This window comes from Shewanella sp. AS1, assembly GCF_021412565.1.
GTDB lineage: Bacteria > Pseudomonadota > Gammaproteobacteria > Enterobacterales > Shewanellaceae > Shewanella.
On sequence record NZ_JAKCLJ010000149.1, the window covers coordinates 1 to 272 of the forward strand.

At 52.6% G+C, this 272-nt stretch carries 1 rRNA gene; it reads left to right on the forward strand.

The features are described 5' to 3' along the window. Positions 1-272: ribosomal RNA gene (locus LZP69_RS16450) — 16S ribosomal RNA — on the forward strand; the annotation flags it as partial.

The window sequence follows — 272 nt, forward strand, 5'->3', positions numbered from 1 at the left end:
CCGCCTGGGGAGTACGGCCGCAAGGTTAAAACTCAAATGAATTGACGGGGGCCCGCACAAGCGGTGGAGCATGTGGTTTAATTCGATGCAACGCGAAGAACCTTACCTACTCTTGACATCCTCAGAAGTTTGAAGAGATTCGAATGTGCCTTCGGGAACTGAGAGACAGGTGCTGCATGGCTGTCGTCAGCTCGTGTTGTGAAATGTTGGGTTAAGTCCCGCAACGAGCGCAACCCTTATCCTTACTTGCCAGCGGGTAATGCCGGGAACTT